The sequence below is a fragment of the bacterium genome (genome assembly GCA_008933615.1).
Classification (GTDB): Bacteria; CLD3; CLD3; order SB21; family SB21; genus SB21.
In genome coordinates, this window is sequence record WBUR01000017.1 from 57,008 (window position 1) to 77,581 (window position 20,574).

16 protein-coding genes are annotated in these 20,574 nt (G+C 42.6%); 9 read left to right on the forward strand and 7 right to left on the reverse strand.

Annotated elements, in window-relative coordinates:
• The first annotated feature begins 23 nt into the window (after positions 1–23).
• From mutS to F9K33_08095, 3 genes are all read left to right on the forward strand, one after another.
• Positions 24–2,594 carry a DNA mismatch repair protein MutS gene (gene mutS / locus F9K33_08085; GenBank protein ID KAB2879799.1) on the forward strand — a complete coding sequence of 857 codons (2,571 nt, stop codon included), beginning with the start codon at positions 24–26 and terminating at the stop codon, positions 2,592–2,594.
• A 200-nt stretch (positions 2,595–2,794) separates the two neighbouring features.
• Positions 2,795–3,574, forward strand: a complete 780-nt coding sequence (locus tag F9K33_08090) for a hypothetical protein (protein KAB2879782.1) — start codon at positions 2,795–2,797, stop codon at positions 3,572–3,574.
• A gap of 249 nt (positions 3,575–3,823) precedes the next feature.
• Positions 3,824–5,335 carry an AbiV family abortive infection protein gene (locus F9K33_08095; protein ID KAB2879783.1) on the forward strand — a complete coding sequence of 504 codons (1,512 nt, stop codon included), beginning with the start codon at positions 3,824–3,826 and terminating at the stop codon, positions 5,333–5,335.
• A gap of 90 nt (positions 5,336–5,425) precedes the next feature.
• On the opposite strand, the gene scpA is transcribed toward F9K33_08095, so the two are convergent.
• The 5 genes from scpA to serC all read right to left on the reverse strand — a co-directional run bounded on the left by scpA (position 5,426) and on the right by serC (position 11,862).
• Positions 5,426–7,555, reverse strand: coding sequence for a methylmalonyl-CoA mutase (gene scpA / locus F9K33_08100; protein ID KAB2879784.1), 2,130 nt, complete (start codon positions 7,553–7,555; stop codon positions 5,426–5,428).
• A gap of 207 nt (positions 7,556–7,762) precedes the next feature.
• The gene (locus tag F9K33_08105; GenBank protein KAB2879785.1) at positions 7,763–9,028 is read right to left on the reverse strand and encodes a hypothetical protein; all 1,266 of its coding nucleotides are present in this window, start codon (positions 9,026–9,028) and stop codon (positions 7,763–7,765) included.
• Between the two features lie 2 nt (positions 9,029–9,030).
• Entirely contained in the window at positions 9,031–9,567 is a 537-nt protein-coding gene (locus F9K33_08110) for a hypothetical protein (protein KAB2879786.1), read from the reverse strand.
• Positions 9,568–9,730: 163 nt separating this feature from the next.
• Positions 9,731–10,711 (reverse strand): 3-phosphoglycerate dehydrogenase, encoded by a 981-nt coding sequence (locus tag F9K33_08115; protein ID KAB2879787.1) that lies wholly within the window; start codon positions 10,709–10,711, stop codon positions 9,731–9,733.
• A 65-nt stretch (positions 10,712–10,776) separates the two neighbouring features.
• On the reverse strand, positions 10,777–11,862 hold the full coding sequence (serC, locus tag F9K33_08120; GenBank protein KAB2879788.1) for a 3-phosphoserine/phosphohydroxythreonine transaminase: 1,086 nt from the start codon (positions 11,860–11,862) through the stop codon (positions 10,777–10,779).
• Between the two features lie 199 nt (positions 11,863–12,061).
• Here serC and F9K33_08125 point away from each other — a divergent pair, with 199 nt between their 5' ends.
• From F9K33_08125 to F9K33_08135, 3 genes are all read left to right on the forward strand, one after another.
• On the forward strand, positions 12,062–12,496 hold the full coding sequence (locus tag F9K33_08125; protein KAB2879789.1) for a hypothetical protein: 435 nt from the start codon (positions 12,062–12,064) through the stop codon (positions 12,494–12,496).
• A gap of 69 nt (positions 12,497–12,565) precedes the next feature.
• Positions 12,566–13,015 carry an SsrA-binding protein SmpB gene (gene smpB, locus F9K33_08130; protein ID KAB2879790.1) on the forward strand — a complete coding sequence of 150 codons (450 nt, stop codon included), beginning with the start codon at positions 12,566–12,568 and terminating at the stop codon, positions 13,013–13,015.
• 55 nt (positions 13,016–13,070) lie between these two features.
• A complete protein-coding gene (locus tag F9K33_08135) occupies positions 13,071–14,018 on the forward strand; it encodes a T9SS type A sorting domain-containing protein (GenBank protein ID KAB2879791.1) in 948 nt (315 codons plus the stop codon).
• A gap of 7 nt (positions 14,019–14,025) precedes the next feature.
• Here the strand turns inward: F9K33_08135 and F9K33_08140 are convergent, their stop codons facing one another.
• Complete coding sequence (locus F9K33_08140; GenBank protein ID KAB2879792.1) at positions 14,026–14,682, reverse strand: protein-L-isoaspartate(D-aspartate) O-methyltransferase; 657 nt, start codon at positions 14,680–14,682, stop codon at positions 14,026–14,028.
• 79 nt (positions 14,683–14,761) lie between these two features.
• Here F9K33_08140 and F9K33_08145 point away from each other — a divergent pair, with 79 nt between their 5' ends.
• The 3 genes from F9K33_08145 to F9K33_08155 are packed head-to-tail and all read left to right on the forward strand — an operon-like array spanning position 14,762 to position 18,075.
• Positions 14,762–15,739, forward strand: a complete 978-nt coding sequence (locus F9K33_08145) for a Gfo/Idh/MocA family oxidoreductase (GenBank protein KAB2879793.1) — start codon at positions 14,762–14,764, stop codon at positions 15,737–15,739.
• Between the two features lie 55 nt (positions 15,740–15,794).
• Positions 15,795–16,664, forward strand: a complete 870-nt coding sequence (locus F9K33_08150) for a hypothetical protein (GenBank protein ID KAB2879794.1) — start codon at positions 15,795–15,797, stop codon at positions 16,662–16,664.
• A 7-nt stretch (positions 16,665–16,671) separates the two neighbouring features.
• The gene (locus tag F9K33_08155) at positions 16,672–18,075 is read left to right on the forward strand and encodes a sugar transferase (GenBank protein KAB2879800.1); all 1,404 of its coding nucleotides are present in this window, start codon (positions 16,672–16,674) and stop codon (positions 18,073–18,075) included.
• Positions 18,076–19,279: 1,204 nt separating this feature from the next.
• On the opposite strand, the gene F9K33_08160 is transcribed toward F9K33_08155, so the two are convergent.
• Positions 19,280–20,320 carry an AAA family ATPase gene (locus tag F9K33_08160; protein ID KAB2879795.1) on the reverse strand — a complete coding sequence of 347 codons (1,041 nt, stop codon included), beginning with the start codon at positions 20,318–20,320 and terminating at the stop codon, positions 19,280–19,282.
• Positions 20,321–20,574: the final 254 nt, after the last annotated feature.

Consider the following 20,574-nt stretch of genomic DNA (forward strand, 5'->3'; position numbering starts at 1 on the left):
AAAATACGTCAGAAACGCCGCTAATGCGGCAATACTCGCAAATTAAAACAAAATATCCCGGAGCGGTAATACTTTTCCGCGTAGGGGATTTTTATGAAACATTTGGCGATGATGCCCTTATTGCGTCAAAAGTACTGGGCATAGTGCTTACTAAACGCCACAACGGCAGTGCCAACGAAACCCATTTGGCGGGCTTTCCGCACCATTCGTTGGATACTTATTTGCCTAAACTGGTGCGTGCAGGCTATCGTGTGGCTATTTGCGACCAATTGGAAGACCCCAAGATGGTGAAAGGGATTGTGAAGCGCGGAGTTACGGAGTTGGTTACGCCGGGAGTTTCATACAACGATAAGATTGTCGACGTAAAACAAAGCAATTACCTCGCTTCGGTGTATTGCGAGAAAGACAGCTACGGGCTGGCTTTTTTGGATATTTCAACGGGTGAGTTCATGGTAGCACAAGGGCAGGCCGATTACGCCGATAAGCTGCTGCAAGGCTTACGCCCTTCGGAAGTGCTGTTTTCTAAAAACTTTAAGAATCATTTCAACCAATTATTCGGCGAGAAGTTTTATACCTACGCTATGGACGATTGGGCGTTTGGCAAAGATCATACACGCGATAAACTGCTGAAACATTTCGGTACGGCATCGTTAAAAGGGTTCGGGGTGGATGATTTTGAACTGGGCATTGTGGCGGCGGGGGCTGCCATACAATACCTTGAAGATACCCACCACAACGATTTAGGGCATATTAATGCCTTATCTCGGTTAGAGGAAGACCGCTATGTGTGGTTAGATAAATTTACCGTTCGCAATCTTGAATTAGTGCGCCCTACTGCCGAAAACGGCAAGGCACTGATTGATATATTGGATACAACGCAAACCCCTATGGGCGCGCGTCTGTTGCGCAAGTGGCTGTTATTGCCCCTAAAAGAAACAGGACCTATCAACAACCGCCATAACATGGTGGGTTATTTTTTTGAAAAGTCCGAAGAGCGCGAAACGTTGTTGAAGCTGCTTTCGCAAGTGGGCGATTTGGAGCGGTTGATATCAAAGGCGGCGTTAAAGCGCATTGGCCCTAAAGAAATGGTGCAGTTGCGTCGTTCGTTAGAGTTGGTAAAACCTGTGAAAGAATTATGCGCCCAAAGCGGTTTGATGGAACTGCAACGCTTGGCCGATTTGCTGAACCCTTGTCAACTGCTGGTTGAGAAGATTAAAAACGAAGTGATTGACGAACCGCCTTCGTTGATAAATAAAGGGGGAGTAGTGGCCGAAGGGGTAGATACCGAGTTGGATGAACTACGCACCATACAATACAGCGGCAAAGATTATTTGGTAAACGTGCAAAAGCGCGAAGCCGAACTCACAGGCATCCCTTCGCTAAAGGTGGCGTTTAATAATGTGTTCGGGTATTATTTAGAGGTAACCAATGCCCACAAGGATAAGGTGCCTGCCGAATGGATACGCAAGCAAACCCTCGTGAACGCTGAACGTTACATTACCGAAGAACTAAAGGTATATGAAGAGAAGATTTTAGGGGCAGAAGAAAAGATATTGGCCATTGAAGCCCGTATTTTTAACGATTTGCTGAATTTTTGCGCCGAGTACATCAGCCCTGTGCAGCAAAACGCTAACGTGCTGGCACAGTTAGATTGTATCATCGGGTTTGCGGTGTTGGCTGCCGAGAATAATTACGTCAGACCCGAAGTAACGGAAGGGTACGAGTTGGACTTAAAAGAACTGCGCCACCCTGTGATTGAAAAACAATTACCGATAGGGGAGGCCTACGTACCCAACGATATTTACTTGGATAATGCCGAACAGCAGGTGATAATCCTCACAGGGCCCAACATGTCGGGTAAATCGGCGTTGTTGCGCCAAACGGCATTGGCGGTGCTGATGGCACAGATGGGTTGTTTTGTCCCTGCCAAAAGTGCTAAAATCGGGTTGATAGATAAGATATTTACAAGGGTAGGGGCTTCGGATAATATTTCGTCGGGAGAATCTACTTTTATGGTTGAGATGCTGGAAACCGCCAGTATTTTGAACAACGTATCCGACCGCAGTCTTATTCTTTTAGATGAGATTGGCAGGGGTACGAGTACCTACGACGGGGTTTCGCTGGCGTGGGCCATTGCTGAGTATTTGAACCAGCAACCGCAAAAACCGAAAACCATTTTTGCCACCCACTACCACGAGTTGAACGAGTTGGAAAAGAAAACCGAAGGGGTGGTGAATTACCACGTTACGGTGAAAGAGGTAGACCAAAATGTGATATTCCTGCGTAAAATTAAAGTGGGCGGCAGCGAAAGCAGTTTTGGTATCCACGTGGCTAAAATGGCGGGAATACCCCAACGGGTTGTGCAACGTGCCGATGAAATTTTAGGCCGTTTGGAGCAAGACCGAGCGATGATTAGCGGGCGGGAAACCTTGAAGAAAATCAAACAGAAAACCTATCAGGTAAATATGTTTCAGGCCGAAAACCCGCACTTGCTGCGCTTGGAGGACGAATTGAACAAAATTGATATTAATGCCCTAACCCCCATTGAGGCGTTGATGAAACTGAAAGAGTTGAAGGAGATGAACAAGGGGTAGCTCTTCGATGTTATTATAAATCAATATTTTGTATAAAAAACAGTTATTTCTATCTGTTTTTTTAATCAGATACTTCTGTACTGTTGTAAGGGAGCAGTTAACGACATTTTTGTGCATCGAAAAGCAGTTGGCTTATTGGTGCGGAAATGATGCCGAAAATCCGTTAAAAAAGTAGGCTCCTATTAATCTATCAAAATATTATGAGTTCAGAACAACAATCAACCCTAGTAGTTCCAAGTTTAGCACTTCCACTTGATATTACTGATTCAAACGGAAAAAACATTGGTCAGGGTGAAGCATTCAAATTATGGGCGTCTATACCTGCAAATGATGAAGTAGGTGTAATTATTGACAACGTATTGCCCGGTGATGAAATTATCATTTATGATGCATCAGGTATCGCTTCTTTTAAAGAAACCAGCATGGCTCTTATTAAAGGGGTTGTAGGTATTGCCAATGCATTGGGTACAACAGCCCTGATGTTTGCTACCGACGGTGCGGCTGCTCCTTTTGTGAGTGCTTGGGACAGTGCATTGGACAATGTGAACAAAGCAATTGGCGATGCTCCTATTAAACACGGTAGGAGAGATGCTTACGGACAAGACCCCGGTACGGGCGATTATGCTAAAGACGAAGGTGGTTTGGTAGTGTGTATGCCCGAAACTAGCGGAGCTATTTATGCTACTGATGATTACCACTTTGCTGATGGTGCAAAAAGCCACGGACGTAAGTATGAGTATTACTCTAAAAAGGCAAAAGCGAACAATGTATTGTTCCCTTGCAATGTAAGTGGTGGTTTAATGTCGGCCACAGCAACAAAAGCAGGGGCTATACACGTGTTGGCTTTTGATGAGAAATTTACCGATAACGCAGGTTCATACACCGTAGGACTTGTGGTTATAAGGGGACAAAGGCCAAGCGGAAAATCTCGCGATGCAGTGTATGCTGAGATTGTGAGTGCTGGCCCATCAGGCGTTTAGTTTCGTATTAATCAAAAATAACGAAGCCCCGAAACACAAATGTTTCGGGGCTTCGTTATTTTAAATACTATTATTTCTTAATTCATCAACTTCTTTAATATCTCTTGCGCAGCTTTGGGTATTACCGTACCGGGGCCAAAAACGGTAGCTACTCAGTGCAGTATAAAAAGGGAAAGAAGTAAAATAAAATAATACAATATCTGTAATTTGCTACAAAACAAAACTATTAGTAAGGACAAGCATTGTAATATGGAACCATCACAATTAAAAAAATATATTCAGTTTAGGAAACTTTGCATTAAAAATTCTGAGGATGCGTTAAGAGCTGCGGAACTATTACATGGGCAAAATGTCAATCACATATTATTTCATTTGTGTGTCCTTGCTCTTGAGGAACTCGGAAAAATTTTTGTTGGTTGGTATCAATTAAATGCAAAAGAAAAATGGGATAAAGAGAAACTTAATATACCTATTGATGATCACGTTAAAAAATTGTTTTGGGCTATTTGGGGCCCCTCGTTTACAAGAGAAAAAATCACAAAGGTTCAAATAGAAGATATTAATAAACTGGCTACTGAGCTTCATTCTAAAAGACTTTACGCATTATATACAGACTTGGATGACTCAATCCCTTCCTCAGCGAAAATATCAGATTCTGAGGCTATGAACTATTTGGGTCGAGTAAAAGCTAGACTCGAATTGATAAAACATGAAGGTGAAATTATTGAGGAATTAGAAGACTCTGTGAAAAAAAATATGGAATGGTTTATAGCTGCCACTAACGATGAGGAATATCGTAAGTTTATTTTTGGCGATACTTCACAAGCAAAATTGGCTGAACTTGGTGATGTAAAATCTTGGGTGCAATGGTTACAAGAATACTTCAATAAAGAAGAGCAACATAATATAACTACCTTAAAGACAGAGTTAGAAAAAGGCAAGAAATTAACTCATGAACTCGATGGAATGCCAAAATGGAAAATTAAGTTCACCATTTTTACCCCATCGCATTCAATACGTTCACAGAATTTTAGGACTTTTAATGAAAAGAATAATTTTATTAAATTTAATAGAGGTGGAGATAACCATACTCTAATCATAGAAGTTATTATTTCCAACCAAACCCCAATTCAAGGAATATGGCAACATGGATGGACAGTATGTAAGGTTTTAGTGGCCTCTCTAAATGTTGGTACAAATGGTATATTTTATTGGAACATACCCGTTGATAGTAAGAAATATTTTGATAAAATTTTTGATTTAGAGAATAAAAAGGAGTTGAAAGGCGAGTTAATCGTTAATGAAAATTTTAATTGGCAAGAAAAAAAACTGGTCTTAGGAGAAGATGGATTGTTTTTAACTTTTTTAGTATTTAGATATTTTTCTAGTGTCTTGGGCTCAAAAGAATTTGAACCTGTTGATGATTATGCAACTGGCTTGTCAATGTTTGCTAAAAGTGATATTCATTTACGATTTGAACATCAGGCCTTTTTTCAATTTTTTATGGCTTTCGAAAAAGCACTTATGATAAACGAAAAGATTGATATGGGAGAATCTCTTGTAAAAGAGGCATATAAACAAATCTATAAATATGAAATAGATGAAAGTGAGTTTAAGAAAGTGTTTTCTATTGGAGAGCAGATGAAAGCAGGTGTAGCTCATTTGCAAGTAACCGAAGTAAATGTTATTGAAATGAAACAATACGTGGGATTATATTTTGTCACTCTTGCAACTCGGAAATTTGGTTCAGAAAGTAATTGAAAATAAAACGTTCGTTAAAACAAACCTCTTTATTTTAAAATACAAAGGAGATGATTTCTTGATTTTTGGTATGTTGTCTTTAAATAATACTTAATTATCCATCAACTTCTTCAATATCTCTTGCGCGGCTTTGGGTATTACCGTACCGGGGCCAAAAACGGCGGCTACTCCGGCATTGTATAAGAAATCGTAATCTTGTTGGGGGATAACACCGCCTGCAATTACCATAATATCCTCGCGTCCGTGTTTTTTCAGTTCTTCAATCACTTGCGGTACAAGGGTTTTGTGTCCCGCGGCCAATGATGAAACGCCCAAAATGTGCACGTCGTTTTCTATGGCTTGTTTGGCAGCTTCGGCAGGGGTTTGGAATAATGGGCCAATGTCCACATCAAAACCAATATCTGCAAAGCTGGTGGCTATCACCTTCGCACCGCGGTCGTGGCCGTCTTGCCCCATTTTGGCAATCATAATACGGGGACGGCGACCTTCTTGTGCGGCAAACTCATCGGCCATTTGGCGGGCTTTTACAAAGTCTTCGTTCATTTTTATTTCCGACGAATATACCCCCGAAATTGATTTTATAGTGGCTTGGTATCGGCCAAAGGCCTTTTCCATCGCCATCGATATTTCGCCCAATGTAGCGCGTACACGGGCGGCATTTACTGCCAATTCCAGCAAATTACCCGTTCCTGTTTTTGAGGCAGTGGTAATGGCTTCTAACGCAGCGGCCACCTCGTCGTTATTGCGTTCGGCTTTTAGTTTTGCCAAACGCTCCAACTGGTTTTGACGTACTTTTACGTTGTCAACATCCAATATGTCAATGGGTTGTTCATCCTCGGCAAGGTATTGGTTCACTCCCACAATCACATCTTTACCGCTATCAATGCGGGCTTGCTTGCGGGCTGCGGCTTCTTCAATCCTCATTTTGGGCAAACCGGTTTCAATGGCTTTTGCCATACCGCCCAGTTGCTCCACTTCGTCCATCAATACGCTGGCACGTTGTATTAATTGGTCGGTAAGATATTCTACATAATAACTACCGCCCCAAGGGTCAACCACGTTAGTAATTCCGGTTTCCTGCTGGATATAAATTTGTGTATTACGGGCAATACGTGCTGAAAAGTCAGTAGGTAGGGCTATTGCTTCGTCCAATGCGTTGGTGTGCAACGATTGAGTACCGCCCAAAGCTGCCGCCATTGCTTCAACAGCAGTGCGTGCTACATTGTTAAACGGGTCTTGCTCGGTTAAGCTCCAGCCGCTGGTTTGGCAGTGGGTGCGCAATGCCATCGACTTATCGTTTTTGGGGTTGAATTGCTTTACAATTTTCGACCACAATACACGGCCTGCACGCATTTTGGCAATCTCCATAAAATGGTTCATACCAATCGCCCAGAAGAACGATAAACGTGGAGCAAAATCATCAATGTTTAGCCCTGCTTTCAATCCCGTGCGGATGTATTCCAACCCGTCGGATAGGGTATAAGCCAGTTCCAAATCGGCGGTAGCACCTGCTTCTTGCATGTGGTAGCCGCTGATAGAAATGGAGTTGAATTTGGGCATATTTTGCGAGGTGAACGCAAAAATATCCCCGATAATGCGCATAGAATGCTCGGGAGGGTAGATATAGGTGTTACGCACCATAAACTCTTTCAGGATGTCGTTTTGTATCGTTCCTGAAAGTTTATCCATGCTTACTCCTTGTTCTTCGGCAGCAACAATGTAAAAAGCCATGATGGGCAATACAGCACCGTTCATGGTCATTGATACCGACATCTCGTCCAACGGAATTTGGTCAAACAGTATTTTCATGTCCAAAATACTGTCGATAGCCACACCCGCCTTGCCCACATCACCCACCACACGTTCGTGGTCGCTATCATAACCGCGGTGAGTAGCCAAGTCAAACGCTACCGAAAGCCCTTTTTGCCCGGCGGCCAAGTTGCGGCGGTAAAAGGCATTCGATTCCTCAGCCGTGCTAAAACCTGCATACTGACGGATGGTCCAAGGGCGTTGCAAATACATACTGCCGTAGGGTCCGCGTAAAAACGGGGCAATACCTGAATGGTAACCCAACGTTGGCAATCCTTTTACATCATCCGCCCCGAAAACTGTCTTCACGTCAATTGCTTCGGGGGTATGCCAAGGTTCTGCATTTGCCGTTTCAGCTTTCATACTGAACGCAGTAGAAGTATAAGGTATGTTGCTAAAATCTTTTCTCATTTAATCACTGCTTTTGGCGGTTGCTGTTTCACACCTCCCTCAATCCCTACTTTTCCAGCCCGCCCTTCGACAAGCTCAGGGTGACAGTGCGCAGTAGGGAGGTCGAGCTGCTATCGTCATTGCGAGGAAGCCGTCTTCGGCTGACGAAGCAATCCGTTTCCTGTTGATACAGATTGCTTCGGAAGACCTCGCAATGACGCGGAGGCATTATAATTCTTCATTTATCCGTTGCTGCTCAGCCTTTTCAGCAAAGCGGCGCAAGGGGAAGAGTTTGTTATTTATCAGTTGCACGGGTTCAATGTCTGCTTTCATACGCTGGCTGTTGTCAGCGTATTTATTCACCCCTAAAATTACTTTTTTCCCTTCATCCACATTTTGCTGTTCACCCAAAAAACGGTCAAATATCATTGTTGGAAAAAGATTCGTTGTAATTCCTTTTATCCATCCCCCCATCGCCTCGAAGCGTTTAAACAACTGCCAGCTTTTAGCCGCAATTTCTTCGGTAAGGGTTTCAATGTAAAAGCTGCCTGCTGCTGCATCCTGCACTTTATCCATGTAGCTTTCGTATTTCAACACCAACTGCACATTGCGGGCAATGCGAGCCGAAAAATCGTTGGGCTGTTTAAACAATACATCGTAGGGGTGTACATACATCACATCACAGCCGCCAATTACAGCCGCCATGGTTTCGGTAGTAGCCCTTAAAATATTGTTGTTGTAATCGTAAATGGTTTTGTTGTTCAGTGCGGTTTCGCAAGTGATGACTGCTTGTTCATTTATGCCGTATTGTTTTGCTAACAAGGCATATACTTTGCGAAATGCGCGAAGCTTGGCTATCTCAAAAAAGTAGTTGCTACCCACAGCAAAGTTTACTGTTAATTGCTTTACCCCTAAGTTTAAATACTCATTAGCGTGTGCCAGCGCAAAGGCCAGTTGGGAGGCTGTTTCAGCACCTGCGTTATGGTAAACTGATGCATCAACAATGTAATGCTGACTTGCAGGAGAAATTGTTTGTGATACCTTCTCCAATTCACCCTTTTCAGCCAATTCCATCAAGGCATCTGTAAATACATTGTTTTGGGTGGGAATAAAACCTTTTGCCCAAATAGCAGTATTTGCAGGTAAAGGAGATAATTGAGCGATATGCGCCTCGTTGGTAACAATAAAAACCACTTTATCGGTGCCTTTTAGCAAGGCCTTTTGGGCATTGGCAAGCGCATCGGTGGGGTTTTGTACCGTAATGTATTCTGTTATTTTCCAGCCTTGCAGGGGTTTTGTAAGCGGTGAAAACTCTTTTGAGGCAAGGTCTTCAAGGGTGTAGTAAGGCTGCGAGGTAATCCCCTCGGGTGATGTTTTAAAAAGTTGGGCAAAGGCATCTTCGCCCTTTACTTCTTTTATCACCTGTGCTTTCCAAGTTTCGTAGCTTAGTGCCCCGAAATCGGAATACACATCATTTTGTTGGCTTTGGGCCATAATTAAATATCAAAAATCAGTTTAAATTCTTTCTTTAAAAAGTCGATAGCCATATCGGTTGGAACCTCTTCGCGGCGTATCATCTCTTCAAGTATTGCTTTGCTCAAATCAAGACTGGTAGCAGTTTTATCAAGGGTAGCATAGCTGTTGTTTATCAATTCAATCACACGCTCTTTTACCAGTTTAATAAGTTTCCACGATTGAGGCGAAACATACAGTTGTTGGGCAAGGTTGTGTCCAAACTCTTCGTTTACGGTGGCAATAAGCGTGGCTTTAAAAGCCGCCGCAGGAATATTGGGTTGGTTTAAACGCAACAACATATTGCTGGGGTTGATACGGTCGAGGTAGATGGTAAGCCTTTCATACGCTTGTATTTTTATAGGCACCATGCTGCTGCGGTTTTGTTGGCGAAACTCAAGCATTTTTTGCTCGTAATAATTATCGAGCATTTTTTTGAGGGTGAAATAGCCTACCAAAAACACTACTACGGCGGGCAACACGTACTTTAAAACATCAAGAAACAGGGCTAATGAATCCATATTGAGTTTAATATTGGCTGTAAAAATAAGAAGTTAGGTTGTAAGTTGAACGATTAGGCCGCGGGAAAATTGTAAACGGCCTGTATTTGCATTTAAAATGAGCGCTTTGATAACCAAAAAAGCAGGGGTTTACCCTGCTTTTCGGTGTATTTTATTTTTACAATTAGCGGGCAGTACCCAACTCAGCAAAAAAATCAATAATCTTTTCGGCCAGTTCGCTGCCTATTTTCTCTTGAGCTTCGGCAGTTGATGCTCCTACGTGCGCGCTTACCGATACTTTTGGATGCTTTAGCAAGGTATCATCAACGGGAGGTTCTTTTTCAAACACATCCAAACCTGCAAAAGCAATTTTACCGCTGTTCAGCGCTTCGATAAGGGCTTTCTCGCTTACAGCACCGCCACGGGCACAGTTTACAATACCTGCACCTTTTTTCATAATAGCGATTTCAGGTTCGCCAATCACGGGTTTATCGCCTTCGTTAAAAGGTACGTGTAGCGTAACGAAATCAGATTTGCGAAGCAACTCATCTTTGCTAACGGTTTTCACAGGTATTTTAATGCGTTGGCTGCCTGCGGTTTCGCCCAAGTAAATGGTTAAATCCACTTGCTCCACGTAAGGGTCAAAAGCAAGCACATTCATGCCCAAACCAAACGCTATTTTAGCCGTTTCTTGTCCAATACGGCCAAAACCAATCACACCGAGTGTTTTGCCACGAAGTTCAAAACCTTCTGAGCTGATTTTTTTAATGTCGTTAAACTTCTCTTTGCCTTCAACGGGCATCACACGGTTACTGTATGCCAAGTTGCGGCACATAGCAAACAAGTGGGCAAATGCCATCTCGGCTACAGATACTGATGATGCAGCTGGAGTGTTTATTACGCGCATACCTTTTGCACGGGCGTATTCAACATCAATATTATCCATACCAACACCGCCGCGTCCAATCAATTTAATATTTGGGCAGGCATCAATAATGTCTTTACGTATTTTGGTCGCACTGCGTACGGTTACTGCATCGTAGCCTTTTAGTGCTTCAACCAGTTGGTCTTGAGCTACCTTTTCGGTTACCACAGTAAAGCCGGCTTCTTCCAGCATTTTCTTTCCAATGGGGTCAATTCCGTCGTTGGCAAGTAGTTTAGGCATGGGTATCGGATTCTGTTTTAAGTGTTATGTTTTATGTTTACTGTTACTGGAGGTTAACCAACCGCTTAGGCTGATTTACCGCTTTTCATTTGTTCAAACTGTTGCATGGCAGCTACCAAGGCTTTCACGCTATCCAACTCAAGTGCGTTGTATAGTGAAGCACGGAAACCACCCACACTGCGGTGACCTTTTAGGCCGCTAAGTTTGTTTTGTTTGCACAGTGCCATAAATTCATCTTCAAGGCTACTGTCTTTCAATACAAACGTAACGTTCATTTTACTGCGGTCTTCAACGGCGCAAGTACCTTCAAACAATGGGTTACGGTCAATTTCGTTGTATAGGGTTTCGGCCTTTTCGGTATTGCGTTTTTCCATAGCTGCTACACCGCCCATTTCTTTTACCCACTTCATCGTTTGCAATGAAACATAAATAGGGAATACAGGAGGGGTATTGAACATTGAACCCTCTTTAATGTGGGTTTTGTAGTTTAGCATAGTGGGTATTTTACGGGTTACTTTACCCAAAATATCTTCACGCACAATTACAAGGGTAACACCTGCAGGGCCCATGTTCTTTTGAGCACCGGCATATATCATGGCAAATTTGCTTACATCAACCGGACGGCTGAATATATCGCTCGACATATCGCAAACCACATCTATAGGCGACTCTGGAAATGCGTGCATTTGTGTGCCGTAGATGGTATTGTTTGAGGTGATGTGCAAGTATTTTGCATCCGTAGGGATATTATATCCTTTGGGGATGTACGAGAAGTTTTTCTCTTCTGATGAAGCAATTACGTTTACGTTACCGAATAGTTGGGCTTCTTTGATGGCTTTGCTTGCCCATACACCTGTATTTACGTAGGCAGCAGTTTCGTTCTCATCAAGCAGGTTGTAAGGTATCATGCTAAATTGCAAGCTGGCACCGCCACCCAAAAATATGATAGCATAACCATCGGGTACATTGAACAGTTCTTTTACAATAGCGCGAGATTCTTCCATTACAGCCTCAAATTCTTTTCCGCGGTGAGATACTTCTAATAAAGAAAGACCTGTACCGGCAAAATTTTTAAGTGCTTCAATTGAGGCATCTATGGCCGACTGGGGCAGTATTGCTGGACCCGCGCTGAAATTGTGTACTTTGCTCATGTGTTTGGTTTAGAATTTGCAGCAAATTTAGAGCATTTATATTACTTAAAAGAACTGCGGGTGCTTAATTTTGAAAACTATGAAGTGGATAACTAAACTATGTGTATGCGGCCTTATACTATGTGCAACGGTAAATCAAGTAACCGCACAGAGAAAAAGCGGATTCGACTGGAGCAAAGTGGTATATGGTGGCAGCATAATGCCTGTGTTTTCTAATATGGGAACAAACATTTCGGCCAACCCTTTTATCGGGTACAAAGTAACTGATAGGTTGGTGCCCGGTATTTCGGTATCGTACCAGTACACCCGTTTGCGCAACTGGCCGTTTGTGGGGTCTACATCTACTTATAATGTGTTTGGTATAGGGCCGTTTGTTAGGTATTCTATCCAAAACGGATTTTTTGCCCATGCTGAGTATGAATTTTTAAGGGGCAGGTTTGAAACAACTCCTTTCCCCGAATACAGGCACACCGAAGAAAACTTATTAATTGGCGGCGGCTACAGCAATGTGATACCTGGCACCCGCAGCGGTTTTTATGCGCAGGTGTTATACGTGGCCACTTGGCGTGGTGCGGCAGGTAACTCTATCTACTCATCGCCGCTTATTTACCGTGTAGGTTTCAGTATTTTTTAAAAAGCTGTTACTTTGTAATGATTTATAGCACCGCGATGGTTTTGCGGTGAATTTTAGACAGTAAAGATTTTGGAGAAAGAATTGAGTATAGTAAACCGCAAAGCGCGGCACGAGTATTTTATTGACGAATCGTTTGCGGCAGGGATGGTGCTTACAGGCTCTGAGGTGAAAAGTATACGGTTAGGGAATGTGAACATGAGCGAGGCCTACTGCTCGTTGTTTGATGGGGAGATGTGGCTGAAAAACATGCACATTTCAGAGTTTAAACAAGGCGGGTTGCATTATAACCATGCACCTTTGCGAGACCGCAAACTGTTGCTAAACAAAAAGGAGCTTAAGAAGATAAAATCTAAAATGGAGGAGGGTAATTATACCATCGTCCCACTTAAAATATTTACATCAGCCACCGGTTTTTGCAAAATGGAAATTGGTCTTGCCCGCGGTAAGAAAATGTACGACAAACGCGAGGACATGAAAAAACGCGATGTTGAGCGTGAAATTCGTCGATATGTCGATTGATACAATCAAACTTTTTTCAAACAGGTTTCGTCTATAATATAGTAAACCTAACCTTATGAAAAAACTATACTATCTAATCGTTTTCTCATCGTTTATCTCGCTTTCATCAATAGCACAAAACAAAATATTCCCCGACACATTTGCTATTTGGCGTGAATACGGTGAAAGTATGGAAGACCCTGGAAACCAATCCATCAAAGAGTATTCTTACTTAATGCAGGGAGATACCCAAATAGGTAATCATACCTATAAAGTGGTGTATAATACGTTAAGAATTGAAAAGAGCTTTAAAAATGGCAATGTTAATGGCCCTTATGATTATAATATCCACACCAACTACGGATATTCAAACAGGGTAGGGGGCGTAAGAAAAGTTGATGAGAAACTTATTTACCTGCCTTTTAAAATTAACACTGCTGAAGTTATTGCCTATGATTATTCATTACAAAGCGGCGATACTGTTATTAACGCTTTCAACATGAGTGTTAAGGTTCGTAAAGACTCTTTAATAAAGGGTAAACGGGTTTTTTACATTGAAAAACTGACCACCCGCAACTCTGCTGATAATTTTATTGTAGAGGGAATGGGTTATAACCGTTCAATATTACCCTCTGCTAACGATCTCCTATCTATGGAGACGGTGTATGTTAAGTTTTTTTGCGGCGATGGAGTTCTTTTTATTGGCGACCCTGTTAGCGGAGGCTTCTCATCAACATCTTCAAGCCTTTGCAAAGATGAATTATCGGCGTTTCTATCGGTTCCTCCAACCAATACAATACCTGTGAATGTTTATCCTAACCCCGTATCGGATGGGTTAACTATTAACGGGTGTGTACCCAACACACAGGTAATGATTACTGATATTTCAGGCAGAAAGGTGAAAGAAATAATAGCTGATAATGCTTGGACAAACATAGAAGTTGCAGCTCTACCCAGCGGAGTATATTTCCTTAGTGTAACATCAGAAGCAGGCATATTTACCCAAAAAATTGTGAAGCAGTAAACCGTGCTTACCTGTTCCAGCCGTCTTCGCCTACCAACGGAACAAAAGCAAAGTTTTTAAACGTTTCGGTTTTTAAATCACCGCCCGTTTTTGTTATTCTCACCATTTTTTGAGTATTGGCATCGCCCACAGGTATCACCAGCATCCCGCCTTCTTTAAGTTGCGATGTAAGTGCTTGCGGCACAGCAGGTGCGCCTGCCGTTACTATAATACGGTCGTAGGGGGCATATTCGGGTAATCCCAATGTCCCGTCACCGTAATAAAAATGAATGTGTTGGTAGCCCATTTCCGTAAGCTGGGTTTTGGCCTTCTCGTACAAACCCTTCATACGTTCAATGGTAAAAACCTGTGCGCCCATTTCGGCCAGCACAGCAGCTTGGTAGCCGCTACCTGTCCCAATTTCTAACACCTTCATTCCTTTACGCACGTGCAACAACTCGCTTTGGTAGGCCACCGTATAGGGTTGCGATATGGTTTGACCGTCTTCTATCGGAAACGCCTTATCCTCGTAAGCAAACTCTTCAAACTCTTTACTGAAAAAATAGTGGCGCGGCACGTGTAGCAAGGCTTGCAGCACCATATCATCCTTTATTCCGTTTGCCATTAGCAACTCTACCAGCCGTTTGCGCTGCCCTTTATGTTTATAGGTGTCCTTTACCACAATAGTTTATTAACAAAAGTTGAAAATAAATAAAACCCCGCACGGGTATTATCTATCATTTTTGCAAAGTAAACCATTAAGTATGATAAAAATTGGGGTGATAGGCGCAGGCCACTTAGGAAAAATCCACATTCGTTTGTTAAAAGAAATACCTGAGTTTGAACTGGTGGGGTTTGTGGATATGGACGATGATAATGCTGCCAAAGTGATGGCAGACTATGGTATTAAAAGGTTTGCTACGTTTGACGAAATGCTTGCCGAAGTAGAGGCGGTGGATATTGTAACACCTACCTTTAACCACTTTGAAAGTGCTACCAGAGCCATGAAAATGGGTCGCCACGTGTTTATTGAAAAACCGTTGGCCAATAATATGCAAGAGGCTAAAGACCTTGTAACCCTTTCGCGTGAGGCAGGGGTGAAGGTACAAGTGGGGCACGTAGAGCGTTTTAACCCTGCTTTTTTAGCTGCCCAGCAATACGACATTAAGCCCATGTTTATTGAAACACACCGTTTGGCGGAATTTAACCCCCGCGGTACGGATGTGAGCGTGGTGCTTGATTTGATGATACATGATATTGATATTACCCTGAGTGTGGTAAAATCAAACGTTAAAAAAATCAGTGCCAGCGGAGTAGCTGTGGTGAGCGATACCCCCGATATTGCCAATGCACGCATAGAGTTTGATAACGGATGTGTGGCCAACCTTACCGCCAGTCGTATATCGCTTAAAAATATGCGCAAAACCCGTCTTTTCCAGCGCGACGCCTACATTACCGTTGATTTCTTAGCCAAAAAGATGGAAGTATTCAGGCTGGAAGAAGCAGTAGGGCAGGAAAATCCTTTCTCAGTGGTGTTAGATTTGGGCAAAGACAAAGGCAAAAAAATCATTCACTTTGAATCGCCCGAGGTAGAACCCGTCAACTCAATCAAACGCGAGTTGGAATTATTTAACAAAGCCATAGCCAACAACACCATTACCGAAGTGCCTATTGAAGACGGTTTCAAGGCCATGCAGGTAGCGTATGAGATTATTGAAAAAATAAATATGATGCGTGTTTGATACACAACGCCCCTTTTTTCGTTGTCTAAATCAAATAATCATATTTTTGTGGCTCATGCGTAAAACCGTATTTCTTGTCGTAACCCTTTTAGGGGTTCTTTTCCTTAACTCTTGCAAAAGAGATATCGAAGTACCCGCATACCTGTATATCACATCGCCCCAGTTTGTTACAAAAAGCGGCGAAGGCACCGCTTTGCAGGTAATTACCCACGTTGGTATCTATATAAACGATAACCTGCAAGGCATTTATCAGATACCGGGTACTATACCGGTGCTTAGCAAAGGCAATAATATGCGTGTAGAGATACGCCCTTTTATCAGGCGATTGGCGCGCGACGGGTATGTTAACTACACCATGGCATCCAGTTTTATCGACTCAACAGTATCGTTGTTAGAAGGTAAAACCGATACCGTTCGTCCTGTTTTTGGCTACCAAAGCAATGTTGAGTTTGAGTGGTTGGATGATTTTAACAACGGTACCAAAACATTTGTGATAGATACTTCGCAAAGTTCTATCGATACAATATATGTCACCAAAAACCAAGGAGTTGGTGTAGATACTACTCAATATGCTTTTATTGATATGGGCACTGCCGCCGATCCGTTTTTTAGGATAGAAACCCAAGATGCTTACCAACTGCCTTTTGACGGACGTGATGTGTTTATTGAGTTTCATTATAAATCAAACGTACCGTTTACGTTGGGCTTAACCGAAGTGTATAATGGCTCAGAAATTGATTTACCCTCAGTATCACCCTACGAAACCTCAGGCGAATGGCGCAAAGGCTATGTATATTTGAACGATGAATTGATAAACGCCCCAACATCGGCCAAGTACAGGGTGTTTATACGCACAGCTAACGGCGATGAAAGCATACACGCCAAGCTATATTTTGATAATTTTAAACTGATGTACCGTGAATAAAGCCTTATTGCGCTTTAAGTATATACTTTGGGACTTTTTGGCTTCGGCCGGAACGTGGGTATTGTTTTTTGCCTACCGAAAAAAATTCATCGAATCGCCAAAATTCGGATATAATATTCCGTTTGAGATAAACGACGACACCCTATATCGCGGTCTATTGATTATACCACTGTATTGGATAGTGATGTACACCATCACCGGAAACTACAGAGAAGTAATTATCCGCTCGCGTTTACGGGATATAGTATATGCGTTTAACACCAGCTTTTTAGGTGTTTTGATACTGTTTTTCTTTTTGCTGCTGGACGATTACGTAAAAGAATATACTGATTACTATAAAACCTTTTTAGTATTGTTTGGCTTGCAGTTTTTTTTAACCACTATACCGCGGTACATACTTACCACGCAAACCAAGCGTAAAATACAAAACCGTATTATTGGTTTTAATACCCTTGTGATTGGCAGCAACCGCCGTGCCCTTGATTTGTATAACGAATTGGAAGGCCGCAAAAAATCGGAAGGATTTATTTTTAAAGGGTTTGTAAAGACTGAAAAGGACGGCGAGGATATGCTGGGCGGTCATTTAGCACAGTTGGGCGGTGTAAGCGATATCAAACGCATTATCAGCGAGCAAGCCATAGCCGAAGTAATTATAGCCATTGAAACATCAGAACACCATTTGCTTGAAAATATAATGAACGAGTTGGAAGGCGAGCGGGTGAATATTAAAATAATTCCTGATATGTACGATATCATATCAGGAACGGTGCGGGTAAACCACATTCTTGGCCCGCCGCTTATCGAAATAAAAACCGAAATAATGCCTGCATGGCAGCAGGTAGTGAAACGGGTGATTGACGTAGTATTTTCGTTAGTGGTAATGATATTGGGTTTTCCCGTGTTTTTTACCATCGGCGTTATGGTAAAACTATCGTCAAAAGGGCCTGTGTTTTATATGCAAGAGCGCATAGGCTGGCACGGTAAACCGTTTAGGATAATTAAATTCAGAAGTATGCGGGTTGATGCTGAACAAAACGGCCCGCAGCTTGCCAAAGAAAACGATGAACGCGTTACCCGTACGGGGTTGTTTTTACGCAAAACCCGCTTGGATGAATTGCCCCAGTTTTTCAACGTATTAGTGGGTGATATGAGTTTGGTAGGGCCGCGTCCCGAGCGTCAGTATTTTATAGATAAGATTGTGCAAATAGCCCCTCAATACCGCCACCTACACAAAGTGCGTCCCGGTATTACCAGTTGGGGACAGGTGAAATACGGCTATGCCGAGAACGTGGAGCAAATGGTTGAACGTCTTAAATTTGACCTGCTATACATCGAAAACATCAGTCTTGCCGTTGACTTAAAAATCCTTATTTACACTGTGCTTATCATGGTGCAGGGTAGGGGGAAATAATTTCTGATTTTTGACTTGTTGATTTACTGTTCTGTTAGTCATGCTGAACTCGTTTCAGCATCGCACAAATAATCATCGTGAATAGCAATAGCCACCGCACCCTTCGACAGGCTCTATCCTTCGACAGGCTCAGGATGGGCGACCGCACTTGCGCCCATCTATCGTCATTGCGAAAAACCGCTTTTGGGTTTTGAAGCAATCCGTTTGAACACCTCCCTTAATCCCTCCTTACCAGCCCACAAGCCCACCAAGGAGGGAAACCGCCGCACTTGCCTGCCACCGCACTCCTTCGGCAAGCTCAGGATGGGCAACCGCACTTGCGCTCGTCTATCGTCATTGCGAAAAACCGCTTTTGGGTTTTGAAGCAATCCGTTTGAATACCACCCTTAGTCCCTCCTTACCAACCCGCAAGCCAACCAAGGAGGGAAACCGCCGCACTTGCCCGTCGTGCGTAAAGTCCCCTTTAGGGGATTTAGGGGGTGGCAGGGATTGCTTCGGGAGACCTCGCAATGACGGGGAAACTACTGTCCTGCTGACGAAGGAAGCATCTTACCCCGTTTTGTGAACACAGTTGCTATAAGGTTCTTCGCTATCGCTCAGAAGGACAGGTAAAAAAGTCTTAATAGGAAAATAATATGTTAATATAATTTGAATGAGATTTATTGATGTTAGTACTAACATACTAACATCATTAATATGTTAGTATTTATTACGCTTGTACCTCGTAATAGTCTACTACAAAAATGTAGCGTGTACTACAAAAATGTAGTTGGCTATTATATATTTTATATATTTGTAGTATAACAAAAACGCCCCACACATTTGCGAGATGTGCAGGGCTGTAAGATTAAATTAAGGTTAATCTAGTAACAACCTTAACTTCAACAGAAAATTTAAAACTAAAGGGTGAACACTGACTAGAACTTCTACGGTGCTTTGCCCTTTCTTTATTTGAATAAAGAACATAAGACAAATTTAAATGTATTTACCTAACAGTTATAGTTTATACATTTCCACAGCATTTTCAGTTATCAACAGCTTAATTCATTTGAATTTGTATTTTAGTGTATCGGGTTACCGAAATTGTGTGCAATCATGTTTTTTATAATATAATTTGTAATAATTAGTAACAGACACTAATTGATAAGTTTTTGGTTTATTGGTGTTGATAAGTTTGTTTTAGACTACTAATATACTAACGCTTTTAATTGTTACTATAGTTAGTAATGTTAGTATTATGCCTATCGAGAACTCTTTTTACACGCATTTGGTTGGTTTCTAGCCTCTTTGCTATTTCATAATTACTAATTGTGGGCTCTTCGTTTTTCAATGTTATTATAGCCTCATTCAATTCTTCATTGCTCATTTCCCCGTCTTGCCTCAAATGCTCCCTTTCTACACCATACTCTATAAACTCAAAGCCGAGGAAGTTGTGGGGTTGGGTGATGCGGCACAGTTTTATGTTGCGGTCGTTATAAATAATTTCGGTGGCACGGGCTTTTAGTTGCAGCAGGTAGCGCAGGGTTTTGTCTTGGTAGCTTTGACCAATGGCAAACAAACTGTCTATAAAGTTGGCGAGGTGCTTACTGCCTGCCAAATCGTTCACCGTTAAGGGGTTGGCAAGGCTGCGTTTGGGGGTGTGGGCTACTACCAGTATGCTAAGGTTGTGCTTTATTTTCAGTTCTTTAAGGCTTTTCATCAGCGGCAGGGCTTCTTTGGCGGTTTCGGTGGCTTGGGTTTTCAGGTAGGTAAGGTTGTCAATAATCAGCACTTTGGCGTTGTGGGTGGCTATGGCACGCTCAATGCTGCTGAACAGGGCGGTTTCAAAACGTTCAAAATCGGTGCAGTTGGGGTTTATCTCTATCCGCAGGAAATTATCGTCAAAGGCATAGTGGTGGCGGTAGTTAATGCTGTAGCGTTTCTCAAACTGCTTGTCGCTCATTTCAAAATCAAAATAGAGTACTTTTTGCTTGGGTGCATCGAGTTTAAAGCCTTCGATGGGTACTCCGCGACTGATGGAATCGGCTATCTGCACGGCTAATATGCTTTTGCCGAGGTTGGTATCGGCAAACAGGATGCACAACTCGCCCTGATGCCAAAACTCGCTAAAGAGCATCCGAGGGATGGGTCGGCGGGCGGCTTCTTCCATCCATTGGTTGGCGGGGCGCACTATCAGTAGGTCTTGGGGTTGTTGGCGTTTTATGCCGGTAATGGGCTTGGGGGTTATGGGGGTAAATTCTTTCATTGTTTATTTAGGATTTTGTTGTTGGTTGTTGGTTGTTGGTATTTGTGTGCTAACAGCCAAAAGCTAACAGCTGATAACTGATAGCCAACAGCTAAAGGCCAAAAGCTAACCACTAATCACCAACCACAAAACGGGTTGTATTCTATCAAAGCAAAATTGTTTCCGTGGGGTTGGGTGCGCAGGTGTATGTAGTAGCCGCTAATGTTTGGGTCAGTTTGTTGCAGGCGTTTCATTAGGGTTTCAAGGGCTGTCCA